The organism is Nocardioides pymetrozini (genome assembly GCF_046058985.1).
GTDB lineage: Bacteria > Actinomycetota > Actinomycetes > Propionibacteriales > Nocardioidaceae > Nocardioides.
The window spans coordinates 1,241,983-1,254,008 of record NZ_CP175556.1 but is presented as its reverse complement, the minus strand read 5'-3'; the positions used below and the strand labels follow the sequence as shown (position 1 = coordinate 1,254,008).

General features: G+C 72.1%; 10 protein-coding genes. 5 read left to right on the top strand and 5 right to left on the bottom strand.

Translation table 11 applies throughout. The annotated features are described in order from the left end of the window. Positions 1 to 19: 19 nt before the first annotated feature. The 4 genes from ACJ5H2_RS06145 (at position 20) to ACJ5H2_RS06130 (ending at position 3,488) form a co-directional block, all read left to right on the top strand. The gene (locus ACJ5H2_RS06145) at positions 20 to 1,234 is read left to right on the top strand and encodes an acetyl-CoA C-acetyltransferase (RefSeq protein ID WP_408898684.1); all 1,215 of its coding nucleotides are present in this window, start codon (positions 20 to 22) and stop codon (positions 1,232 to 1,234) included. A 176-nt stretch (positions 1,235 to 1,410) separates the two neighbouring features. Continuing rightward, on the top strand, positions 1,411 to 2,199 hold the full coding sequence (locus tag ACJ5H2_RS06140) for a hypothetical protein (protein ID WP_408898683.1): 789 nt from the start codon (positions 1,411 to 1,413) through the stop codon (positions 2,197 to 2,199). Positions 2,200 to 2,485: 286 nt separating this feature from the next. Beyond that, a complete protein-coding gene (locus ACJ5H2_RS06135) occupies positions 2,486 to 2,968 on the top strand; it encodes an N-acetyltransferase family protein (protein WP_408898682.1) in 483 nt (160 codons plus the stop codon). A 4-nt stretch (positions 2,969 to 2,972) separates the two neighbouring features. Beyond that, positions 2,973 to 3,488 carry a MarR family winged helix-turn-helix transcriptional regulator gene (locus ACJ5H2_RS06130; RefSeq protein WP_408898681.1) on the top strand — a complete coding sequence of 172 codons (516 nt, stop codon included), beginning with the start codon at positions 2,973 to 2,975 and terminating at the stop codon, positions 3,486 to 3,488. A gap of 217 nt (positions 3,489 to 3,705) precedes the next feature. Here the strand turns inward: ACJ5H2_RS06130 and ettA are convergent, their stop codons facing one another. From ettA to ACJ5H2_RS06105, 5 genes are all read right to left on the bottom strand, one after another. Continuing rightward, entirely contained in the window at positions 3,706 to 5,388 is a 1,683-nt protein-coding gene (ettA, locus tag ACJ5H2_RS06125) for an energy-dependent translational throttle protein EttA (protein ID WP_408898680.1), read from the bottom strand. A 9-nt stretch (positions 5,389 to 5,397) separates the two neighbouring features. Further along, entirely contained in the window at positions 5,398 to 5,811 is a 414-nt protein-coding gene (locus ACJ5H2_RS06120) for a single-stranded DNA-binding protein (RefSeq protein ID WP_408898679.1), read from the bottom strand. A gap of 220 nt (positions 5,812 to 6,031) precedes the next feature. Then, the gene (locus ACJ5H2_RS06115) at positions 6,032 to 7,612 is read right to left on the bottom strand and encodes a GTPase (RefSeq protein ID WP_408898678.1); all 1,581 of its coding nucleotides are present in this window, start codon (positions 7,610 to 7,612) and stop codon (positions 6,032 to 6,034) included. A gap of 8 nt (positions 7,613 to 7,620) precedes the next feature. After that, entirely contained in the window at positions 7,621 to 9,360 is a 1,740-nt protein-coding gene (locus tag ACJ5H2_RS06110) for a GTPase (protein ID WP_408898677.1), read from the bottom strand. Next, positions 9,357 to 10,478, bottom strand: a complete 1,122-nt coding sequence (locus ACJ5H2_RS06105) for a PrsW family intramembrane metalloprotease (protein WP_408898676.1) — start codon at positions 10,476 to 10,478, stop codon at positions 9,357 to 9,359. The genes ACJ5H2_RS06110 and ACJ5H2_RS06105 overlap by 4 nt, the downstream gene beginning before the upstream one ends. Before the next feature lie 84 nt (positions 10,479 to 10,562). Here ACJ5H2_RS06105 and ACJ5H2_RS06100 point away from each other — a divergent pair, with 84 nt between their 5' ends. Beyond that, positions 10,563 to 11,981, top strand: a complete 1,419-nt coding sequence (locus ACJ5H2_RS06100) for an aminopeptidase P family protein (protein WP_408898675.1) — start codon at positions 10,563 to 10,565, stop codon at positions 11,979 to 11,981. The last annotated feature ends 45 nt before the right edge of the window (positions 11,982 to 12,026 follow it).

Here is a 12,026-nt window from a genome sequence, read left to right as displayed (position 1 = left end):
CCCGTACCGAGGAGTCTCCATGCCCGAGGCCGTGATCGTCTCCGCCGCCCGCACCCCCATCGGGCGCGCCAACAAGGGCTCGCTCAAGGACTTCCGTCCCGACGACCTGACCGCGTTCATCGCCCAGGCCGCCCTGGACAAGATCCCCGCGCTCGACCCCAACGACGTCGACGACTTCCTGCTGGGCTGCGGCCTGCCGGGCGGCGAGGCGGGCAACAACATGGCCCGCGTGGTCACCACGCTGATGGGCTACGAGATCCCCGGCGCCACCGTCACCCGCTACTGCTCCTCCTCCGTGCAGACCTCGCGGATGGCCTTCCACGCCATCAAGGCCGGCGAGGGCGACGTCTTCATCTCCGCCGGCGTCGAGACGGTGTCGCGCTTCCAGTTCGGGACCTCCGACCACCTGCCCAACACGCGGAACCCGCTCTTCGCCGACGCGGAGAAGCGCACCGAGGAGTACGCCCAGGGCGGCAAGGTGTGGCACGACCCGCGCGAGGACGGCCTGCTCCCTGACATCTACATCGCGATGGGCCAGACGGCCGAGAACGTCGCCTCGATGCGCGGCCTGAAGCGCGAGGACCTCGACCACTTCGCGGTCCGCTCGCAGAACCTCGCCGAGAAGGCGATCGCCGACGGCTTCTGGGAGCGCGAGATCACGCCCGTCACGCTGGCGGACGGCACGGTCGTCTCCGCCGACGACGGCCCGCGCGCCGGCGTCACCTACGACGCGATCTCGCAGCTCCAGCCGGTATTCCGCCCCGATGGGGTGGTCACGGCCGGCAACTGCTGCCCGCTCAACGACGGCGCGGCCGCCGTGGTGATCATGTCCGACACCAAGGCCGCCGAGCTGGGGCTCACGCCGCTGGCCCGGATCGTGTCGACCGGGGTCTCCGGCCTGTCGCCGGAGATCATGGGCCTCGGCCCGGTCGAGGCCACCCGCAACGCCCTCAAGCACGCCGGGATGACGATCGACGACATCGACCTCGCCGAGATCAACGAGGCGTTCGCCGCGCAGGTCCTCCCGTCGGCGGAGGACCTCGGCATCCCGATCGAGAAGCTCAACGTCAACGGCGGCGCGATCGCGGTCGGCCACCCCTTCGGCATGACCGGCGCGCGGCTGCAGAACACCCTGCTCAACTCGCTGCAGTGGCACGACAAGTCGACCGGCCTGATCACCATGTGCGTCGGTGGCGGCCAGGGCATGGCGATGATCCTGGAGCGCCTCAGCTGATCCCGACCCGGCAGGAAGTAGCCCGGGAACAGCGCCGACCCGGCAGAAGATGACGCTCCTGCGGTCATCTTCTGCCGGGTCGGCGTCGTCGGGGGTCCAGTTCCGCGGACAGGAGCCATCGGACGACCCTAGACTGCCGCGATCCTCTGCTCCCTCCAACTGGAATCAGGTTTGCGATGAGACTTCCCAAGCTTCTCGCCGTCGGGCTCGCTGCTGCCCTCACTATCGGCGTCAACAACGGCCCGGCCCAGGCGACACCCGCCGACGGCGCGATCAGCGTCAAGATCGAGCTGGGCGGCCTCGACCCGGAGAACGACCGGCCCCGCGTGTTCCAGCGCACCAACATCGTGCCCGGGCCGGGCGCCGAGGTCGACAAGGACGATGAGGTGCAGAACCCGGAGCTCTACTGCGGCGATCTGTCGGTCGACGTCGACCCTGCGACCCGACGTGTCACCGTCGGCAACTCCGATGAGGTCTGCGACTTCGCCTTGGTCCGGGTGACCATCGAGTCGGACTACATCCGCAATCTCCAGGCCTCCTCCGACTCCCTCTTCGGTGCAGACACGTCGAACTTCACGCGGACCATCACGCCGACTGCCACCGGAGTCGTCGTGACCTGGATCGACCCGAGCGACAACTGGTACAAGACCACTGGCAGCGCCGTGTTCACCTGGGAGCCCATCAGCTTCGGTGCGGCCACGCCGAAGATCGGGGGGAAGAAGGTCGTCGGCAAGAAGCTCAAGGTCAAGGGCATCTCCGCCGCCTCACTGACACCGCAGGCTGCAACGCTGACCTACCAGTGGTACCGAGGCAAGAAGATGATCAAGAAGGCCACCAAGGCCACCTACAAGGTCAAGCGTGCCGACGTCGGCAAGAAGGTCCGGGTCAAGGTGACTGCCTCGGCCTATGGCATCGCGCCCACGACGTACACGTCCAAGAAGGTCAAGATCAAGGCGGGCAGGTAGACACCGCAACGAGAGGTGCGTGAGCACTGCGCACTCGCTCGTCCCTGCCCGTCGGTGCGGACCGGCGGGCGGAAACAATCCGGGAACGATGCCTCCCGGCAGAAGATGACGCTCGTGCGGTCATCTTCTGCCGGGTCGGCGTCGTCCGGGAGCTGGTTTGTGCCGGGTCGGTGTCGGCACCGGGTCGTAGCGTTGCGGCCATGGCCATCGAGGTGCGACCGGCGACCGTCTTCGAGGACGTCAAGGCACTCGTCGGCCCGAAGCGGGCCGACGCGAGCGTGTGCTGGTGCCTGAGCTACCGGATCCCCTCGAGCGTCAACAACGCGCTGCGCGGCAGGAGCGCGGGGAGTTCGTCGCCCGCCTGCTCGAGGAGGGCCCGCTCGGCGTGCTGGCCTACGAGGACGACGTGCCCGTCGGCTGGGCGGCGGTCGCCCCGCGCTCGGCGACGACCTTCGCCCGCAACCGGAAGATCCCCCACGTCGACGACCTGCCGGTCTGGTCGGTGTGGTGCATCCGGGTGCGCCCCGGCCATCGGGGCAAGGGCATCTCCCACGCGCTGATCCGCGGGGCCATCGACTTCGCTCGCGAGCAGGGCGCGCCCGCGCTCGAGGCCTACCCGCTCGACAACCGAGGTGCGAAGGTCGACCTCACCATGGCCTACGCCGGCCTCCGCGCGAACTTCGAGGCCGCCGGCTTCCGCCACGTCGCCGACACGACGTCCGTGCTGAGCGGGCACCCGCGGGTCCTGATGAGGTTCGCCTTAGACTGACGCGGTGACCGACGAGAGTGCTGCGACCGTGGCGCACGGCCACGAGCCGCGGTGGCTCGACCAGGACCAGCAGCGCGCCTGGCGCTCGTTCCTGCTCGGCACCACGCTCCTGCTGGACCGTCTCGACGAGGACCTGCGCCGCGAGCACGGCCTCTCCGCGGTCGAGTACGAGATCCTGGTCCGCCTCTCCGAGGCCGAGGGCACCCTCCGGATGGCCCAGCTCGCCGCCGCGCTGGCGCACAGCCGCAGCCGGGTGACCCACACCGTCAAGCGGATGGAGAGCGCCGGGCTCGTCGTCCGCGAGGAGTCGGCCGAGGACGGCCGCGGCGTCGACTGCCGCCTCACCGAGGCCGGCTGGCAGACCCTGCGGACCGCCGCGCCGGACCACGTGGAGACGGTGCGCCAGTCGCTGATCGACCTGGTGGACCGCGACGACCTGATGGCCCTGGGGCGGGTCATGGACGCCGTGTGCGACCAGCTCATCTGCGCCCACCCCGAACGCGAGATGCGCGCTCCCTGACGCCTCGCCCGCATGCCCGCGCGCCCGCGCAGCCGGCCCTCGCGGGGTGCGAGGGCGACGCAGCGCAGGGAGCGAGGAACGAGCGACCGGAGCGAAGGAGCCAAGTCTCTCCGCGAGCCGGCGCTCTGGCCGCCCGGCGGCCCCGCGTCTCGCCCACCTCGACCGCGAGCGCGGCAGCGCGGCGCGACGAAGGAGCGACGCGCTCGCGCCGTCGGACTCAGTCGCGGGTGAGGCGGCGGTGGGTGACCCGGTGCGGACGAGCCGCCTCCACGCCGAGGCGCTCGATCTTGTTCTCCTCGTACGACGCGAAGTTGCCCTCGAACCAGAACCAGGCGCCCTCGTTCTCCTCGGTGCCCTCCCAGGCGAGGATGTGGGTGGCGACGCGGTCGAGGAACCAGCGGTCGTGGGAGGTCACGACGGCGCAGCCGGGGAAGTCGAGCAGGGCGTCCTCGAGGGAGGACAGGGTCTCGACGTCGAGGTCGTTGGTGGGCTCGTCGAGGAGCAGCATGTTGCCGCCCTGCTTGAGGGTGAGGGCCAGGTTGAGCCGGTTGCGCTCACCACCCGACAGCACGCCGGCCTTCTTCTGCTGGTCGGGTCCCTTGAAGCCGAACGACGCGACATAGGCGCGGCTGTTCATCTCGAAGTTCGCGACCTTGATGAAGTCGAGCCCGTCGGAGACGACCTCCCAGACGTTCTTGTTGGGGTCGATCCCGCCGCGACTCTGGTCGACGTACGAGATCTTGACCGTCTGTCCGACGTTGAGCTTGCCGGAGTCCGGCTCCTCGCTGCCGGTGATCATCCGGAACAGCGTGGTCTTGCCGACGCCGTTGGGGCCGACCACGCCGACGATGCCCGCACGCGGCAGCGTGAAGGAGATGTCGTTCCACAGCACCCGGCCCTCGAAGCCCTTGGTGAGGTGCTCGGCCTCGAGCACCACGTCGCCCAGCCGCGGGCCCGGCGGGATGTTGATGTCGGCGGCGTCGATCTTGCGGGCCTTGTCGGCCTCGGCGGCCATCTCCTCGTAGCGCGCGAGACGGGACTTGGACTTGGTCTGGCGGGCCTTGGCGTTGGAGCGGACCCACTCCAGCTCCTTCTCCAGCATCTTGGCGCGCTTGGCGTCCTTCGCGCCCTCGACCTTGAGCCGCTCCTTCTTGGTCTCCAGGTAGGTGGAGTAGTTGCCCTCGTAGCCGTGGATCGACCCGCGGTCGACCTCGGCGATCCACTGCGCGACATTGTCCAGGAAGTAGCGGTCGTGGGTGACGGCCAGGACGGCGCCCGGATAGGACTTCAGGTGGCCCTCGAGCCACTGGACCGACTCGGCGTCGAGGTGGTTGGTGGGCTCGTCGAGCAGCAGCAGGTCCGGCTGCTGGAGCAGCAGCTTGCACAGCGCGACGCGGCGGCGCTCACCACCGGACAGGTTGTCGACGAGAGCGTCGGAGGGCGGGCAGCGCAGGGCGTCCATCGCCTGCTCCAGACGGCTGTCGAGGTCCCAGGCGTTCATGTTGTCGAGCTCGGTCTGCAGCTCTCCGGTCTCGGCCATGAGGGCGTCCTGGTCGGCGTCGGGGTCGCCCATCTCCATGTAGGCGTCCTCGAGACGCTTCATCTTCGCCTTGGTCTCGGCGACCGCCTCCTCGACGTTCTCGAGCACGGTCTTGCCCTCGGTGAGCGGGGGCTCCTGCTGCAGCATCCCGACGGTGGCGTCGGGGTCGCGCACGATGTCGCCGTTGTTGGGCTGGTCGAGCCCGGCCATCAGCTTCAGGAGCGAGGACTTGCCCATGCCGTTCGGGCCGACCACGCCGATCTTCGCACCGTGCAGGAACGACAGCGTGACGTTGTCGAGGACCACCTTGTCGCCGTGGGCCTTGCGAACGTTGCGCAGAGAGAGGACGTACTCAGCCATGCCCCAAGGCTACGCAGCGGCAGCCTCCCGGTCGTGGTCGGGGTCGCCGCCCGTGCCACCCGAGGCGGCCTTGACGAAGGTGGCGACGCCGCGGGTCAGGTCGTGGCCGATCGTCACCGCCTCGATCTCGAGGGCGACGACCTCGACGCCGCTCTTGTTGACATAGGTCCGGTGCTCGAGCCGCCCGTGCACCAGCACCGGGTCGCCCTGGCGCAGGGACGGCCCGCCGTGGGTGGCCAGCCGCCGCCAGGCGCTCACGCCGTACCACTGGGTCTGGCCGTCGACCCAGGCGCCGGAGGCGCGGTGGAAGTGGCGGGGCGTGCACCCCAGCCGGAAGTTGAGGACCGGCACCCCGCCGACCTCCCTCAGTGTGGGCGTGGTGCCGATCCAGCCCTGCACGGTGACCATCGTCTGGTGGGACATCTGTGGCTTCCCTTCGTCGCGCCGGCCGCGGGTGCGACCGGTCGCCGACGAGTCCACGCCACGGGGCCGACACGGCGCACCGGGAGGGCGGGCGCCTGTGGACCGCCGGTCCTCGACCCGGCGGTGTGGATGACCGGCGGCTCCCCGCGAGAGCGCTGTGCCCGACGGGGTCCGATGGGCCCGATGCGACCAGGCGCCACGACGGGCTCCGCGGGACGAGCTAGGCGCGAGCGGCCTCGATGCCGCGCCGGAAGGCGGCGTACGACGTGAGCTCCGTGGTGATCGGCGCGACGACGTCGGAGTCGAGCACCTGGTGGATGACCCCCCGCAGGCGCTCGTCGGCCGCCTCGGCCCGCTTGCGGGCCAGACCGCGCACGAGCATGCCGCCGACCACAGCCAGCACGAGCCCGAGCACCACGCCACCGATGCCCAGGGCGGCGGGGAGCGGGAGGCCCAGGACCTCGGTGAGGTCACCGGTCGTCCCCTGGACCGCGGCGAGCGCCCACCAGGCGAGGCCGCCGACCGCGGCGAGCAGGAGCAGCCAGTGCAGCAGGCGCACCAGGCTCACCCAGGCGGGCAGCCGACCGCCGAGGTCAACGCCCTGCAGGCCCCGCTCGAGCCGGTCGCCGGTCGCGGCGAGGCGCGTGGTCGCGACCTCGCGGACCCGCGGCGCCCAGGCGGGGCCGACCCCGTCGGACACCTCGTCGGCGAGGGCACGGACGGTCGTGTCGACGGCGGCGCGGTCCAGGGGCGCGACCGCGGGCTCGGCCGAGACGTCTCCGCCACCCCGCAGCAGGGTGAACGGTGGCCAGCCGACGGCGCGTCGGGCGCGCTCGCCCACGGTCCGCTCGATGCCGTCGACGACCGCCGAGACCCCGGCGGCGTCGGCGAGCCGGTCCTCGACCTCCTCGACCCGGCGGCTGGGCAGCTCGCGGGCGGGCGTGGTGCCGCCGGCCTGCTCGAGCCGTCCGGCGGCCGCCGCGATGTCGGCCTCCACCCGCAGGCTCGTGCTGCGCTTGTCGTTGACGCGGCGCAGGATCTCGGCGCGGAGCTCGGCCATGCCGATGCCCTCGCGCGCGGAGATCGGAAGCACCTGGACGTCGGGCAGGCCGTCCTCGGCGAGCAGCCGCCGCACGTCGTCGACCATGGCCTGCCGGCGCTCGACGGGCACGGTGTCGATGTGGTTGAGCGCGACGATCATGACGCCCTGGTGGGTGGTCATCGGCTTGAAGTAGCGGTCGTGGACCGCGGCGTCGGCGTACTTCTGCGGGTCGAGGATCCACACCATCAGGTCGGCGACCGCCACCAGCCGGTCGACCTCGAGATGGTGCGCGACCTCGGTGGAGTCGTGGTCGGGCAGGTCGAGGAGCACGACGCCGTCGAACTCCGACTCCGAGCGGGTGTCGAGCATGGAGTCGCGCATCGTCTGGTGGCGAGGCGGGATCCCGAGCCACTCGAGCAGCTCGCTGGCTCCCTCGCTGCCCCACACCACGGCCGTGGCCCATGACGTCGTGGGCCGCCGGATGCCGACCGAGGACAGCTCGAGACCGGTGAGCGCGTTGTAGGTCGAGGACTTGCCCGACCCGGTCGCGCCCGCGATCGCCACGACGGTGTGGCGGGCGGAGAGCCGCAGCCTGCCGGTGGACTTGTCGACCGCGGCGGAGACCTCGTCGAGCAGGGCGTCGGCGACGTGGCCGCGCGCCGCGGCGACCGCGGCGGACAGGCCCTCCACGCGGGCCCCGATGGGCGTGCCCCGCGTCGCGAGGTCCGCCGGGATCGCGGCGTCGCGCCCTTCAGCCAACGGTGCAGTCACAGGTGTCCACCCGTCCCCTTCTTCGCAGCGGCGAACCGCAGGTCGTCCACGCGTCGTGCCGCCTGGCGGAGCTGGTCCGGGGCATCCGGCTTGAGCTCCCACCGGGCGGCGGGCGCGAGATAGCGGGCGCGCTCGGCGCCCATCAGCGTCGTGAGCCGGCGCGCCAGCGTGCCCCGGGCCTGGTCGACCACGCGAGTCGCGCCGGCCGTGCCGATCGTGCTCTCCAGCAGGGTGCGGCCGAGCCGCACCGACTCGGCCGCGGCACCGCCGGCGCCCGGACCCGCCAGCGCCACCACGCCGAGCGTCACCGCGAGCCCTCGCGCGCCCAGCGCGAGGAAGCGAGCGCTGTGGCGCGCGTCCCCGGCCTCCTGCTTGACCAGCTCCTGGAGCTCCTCGTGCCAGGCGCGGATCTCCTTCTCCGCCTGGGAGCGCAGCCCGCGACCGGCTCGGGCGAGGTCGTCCGTCGTGGAGGTGAGGAGGGCGTCCCCGTAGGTCCGCTCCCGCCACGCGGCGGCGGCCGTCGCGGCCGCGCGCTCGGCGTGGTCGGCGACGAGCGCCTCGAGGGCCATCTCGATCGCGACGCCCACGCGCTCGGCCTGCTGGGGCTTGCCCTTGATCGCGTTGACCAGGCGCTCGCGGACGAAGCCGACCTTCGCCTCGAGCGTGCGGGTCAGCTCCCCACTGCCGACGAACTCCTGCCAGCGCGCGAGCAGGTCGCCGCGCAGGAGCGTGCCGTCGGCACCCGCGGCGAGCAGCGCGGCCTGCGCGTCGTCGTACACGCGGTCGGCGATGGCCAGGAGCTCGGCGACCGCCTCGACCTGCTGGGCGACGGCATCCGCGATCGGGAACGCCTTGCGGGTCACGGTGCGCACCGCGCCGGCGACGGTCTGGTTGACGACATCGCGCCGCGCCGCGGCGTCGGCGGCGAGGGCGGCGAGCCAGCCGTTGATCTCGGTGGCGTACGACGCGGGCAGCAGCCCCTCCTCGCTCACCGTCCCCTGCGGTACGGCGAACAGCGGGCTGTCCTTCAGCCCACGCGCGGCCATCATGCGGGCCAGGTGGACCGAGACCGTCGCGACGTCCTCGGCCGGCGTGCGGCTCAGCACGAGGGCGACGGCCGTGTTGCGGTCGACCGCGTTCTTCAGGTGCTCCCACGGGACCTGGTCGGAGTAGCGCGCCGCGGAGGTCACGAAGAGCCAGAGGTCGGCGGCGGCGAGGAGCTGGGCCGCGAGCTCGCGGTTGCGCTCGTCGACGGAGTCGACGTCCGGCGCGTCGAGGATCGCCAGGCCGCGGGGCACGGCCGTGCTCGGCACGAGCTGGATCGCGAACTGGTCGGTGGTCGCCTGGTGGACCCGGGCGAGCTCGGGGAGCAGCCGGTCGGCGCCGAACCAGCGCCCGTCGTCGGGGTGGTGCACCAGGACGGGCGAGCGCGTGGTCGGGCGCAGCAGACCGGGGACCGTGACCCGGCTGCCGACGAGAGTGTTGACGAGGGTCGACTTGCCGGCACCGGTCGAGCCACCCACCACCACGAGGAGCGGCGCGTCGATCTCGGTCAGCCGCGGGATGATGTAGTCCTCGAGCTGCTCGATGATGTGCTCGCGGCCGACTCGCAGGGCGTCGACCCCGGGCAGGTCGAGCGGGAGCGGCGCGTTGAGGAGGGATCCGTGCAGCCGGACCACCTCGGTGAGCATCCTGCTCCCGAGGAGGTTGTCGCTGAGATCGGCGCCGAGGGTCATCGCTGGGGTACCACCTGTCCGGGAAATGCGATCCGCGGCCGAGCCACCTGGATCCGAGCGAGGAAGTCCTGTCCGCGGCCCTGCCAGTCGGCGGGCGCGGTGCCGCGCAGCAGCCGGTGGTGCAGGTAGCCGAGCTCGATCGCGGCCTGCTGATAGTCGCGCATGGCGCGCTCCGCCTCGGGACCGCCCTGGCGGCGTGCGTGCCGGCGGGCCTCACGTCGCGCCCGCAGGTCGACGACCCAGCCGATGTCGGTGGCGGGCAGCAGCCCTCGCTGCGCGGCATCGGTGAGCGCCATCCGCAGCACGTGCGCCTCGGTCTCGCGGGCCCACCACGCCAGCGCGATCATGGCGATGAACGCCGGCGCCATGATGACGACGTACACGACGGCGAAGCTGCCGAACCCGAACACGGTCGAGCCGTTCCAGATCGCGTGCGCGAGCACGGCCAGGGCGTAGCCGCCCAGGGGCGCGAGCCAGCGGACCGGCGCGCTGCGCGCGCTCACCGCCAGGCCGATGCCCAGTCCGGTGAACGCCGTGAAGAGCGGGTGGGCGAACGGGCTGAAGACACAGCGCACCACGAACGTCCCGGTGACCGCCTCGATGCCGCCGGGACCCAGCCCGTCGGTGCCGTTCCACGCAGCGACGAGGTAGAGGATGTTCTCGGTGAAGGCGAACCCGAGGCCGACCATGCCGGCGTACACGAGGCCGTCGAGGATCCCGTCGACCTCGGCCCGGCGCCACCACAGCAGCAGGACCAGGAAGAGGCCCTTGCTCGCCTCCTCGATCACCGGCGCGACCACGGCCAGGGAGAAGGTGTCGGTGAAGCCGACCAGCAGCCCGCCGAGGCCCTGGACGACGACCGCCGCCATGGTCGCGACGAACGCCCCCCACGCGAGCCCCGCGACCAGCAGCGCCCGCGGCTCCGGCTCGTAGCGGTCCAGCCAGAGGTAGGCCGCCAGCACGGGCCCGACCGGAAGGGCAGCCAGCGCGGTCGCGAGCAGCGTGATGCGCGGGGCGCCGGACAGCGCGAGGACCAGCAGCGTGAGCAGCGCGCCGAGCACCACCGCCACGGTCACGACGACCGTGAAGGCGAGGCTGTTGCGGCGGACTGCGGGCATGGGGGAACCCTATCCGGCGTATGCTCCGCGCCTCGGATCGCCGTGGCGGAGGGCGGCCGTGCCGGCAGCGTCTACATTGGGGATGTGAGTGCGGACACCTCCCCGAGCCAGCCGAAGACCGAGCAGCACGACCCCGCCGTCCCCGAGGCCTACGCGGCGTTCATGCGGACCGGCTGGGACGAGCGCGAGGAGGACGTCCCGCGCCACCCGGTCGCCGACCTCGCCGCCACCCGCCGCGCGCGCCTCGCCGAGGCGTTCCCGGGCGAGCGCCTGGTCCTGCCGGGGGGCGGCTACAAGGTCCGCGCCTACGACACGGACTACCGCTTCCGCGCCGACACCGCCCACGCCTACTACTCCGGCAACCACACCTCCGACGCGGTACTGGTCGTGGAGCCCGACGGCTCCTCGGTCCTCTACGCGCGCCCGCGCTCGGGCCGCGACACCGACGAGTTCTTCCGCGACCGGCAGTACGGCGCGCTGTGGGCGGGCAAGCGCCCCTCGGCCGGTGAGCTGGAGGCCGCGCTCGGGATCACCGTCAAGCACGTCGACCAGCTCGCGGACGACCTCGCGAAGGGCGCGAAGACGCGGGTGCACCGCGGCGTCTCGCCCGCGGTCGACGCCCTGGTCGCGGGCGACGACGGCCGCGACGCCGAGCTGGCCCGGGTGGCCTCGGAGATGCGCCTGGTCAAGGACGCCTGGGAGATCGGCGAGCTGCAGGCCGCGGTCGACGCGACCACGCTGGGCTTCGAGGACTGCGTGCGCGAGTGGGACCGGGTGGTCGAGCACGGCGAGCGCTGGTTGGAGGGCACCTTCTTCCGTCGCGCGCGCACGATGGGCAACGACCTCGGCTACGACTCGATCGTCGCGGGCGGGCCGCACGCGACGACGCTGCACTGGATCGAGAACTCCGGCCCTATCGTCCCGGGCCAGCTGGTCCTGTGCGACATGGGCGTCGAGGGCGCGAACCTCTACACCGCGGACATCACCCGGACGCTGCCGGTGACCGGCACCTTCTCGCCGCTGCAGCGCGACCTCTACACGCTCGTGCTGCGGGCCCAGGACGCCGCCATCGCGGCGCTGCGCCCCGGCGCGAGGTTCCTCGCCGGCCACGACGCGGCGATGGACGTCCTCGCCCACGGTCTCGACGACCTCGGCCTGCTGCCGGTGCCGGTCGACGAGGCCCTGTCCCCCGACTCCAAGGTGTACGCCCGCTGGACGCTCCACGGGGTGAGCCACATGCTCGGCATGGACGTGCACGACTGCGGTCACGCCGCGCCGGAGGCCTATCGCGACGCCGAGCTGGTCGAGGGGATGGTGCTCACCGTCGAGCCGGGCCTGTACTTCCAGGCCGACGACCTGCTCGTGCCCGAGGAGCTGCGCGGCATCGGCATCCGGATCGAGGACGACGTCGTGGTCACCGCCGACGGCGTGGCGAACCTGTCCTCCGCGCTCCCCCGCAGCCCGGAGGCGATCGAGGAGTGGATGGCCACCCTGCGCGGGTGATGTGACCCCCGTCACGCTAGGTTGCTCCTGGACAGCGCGCACAGG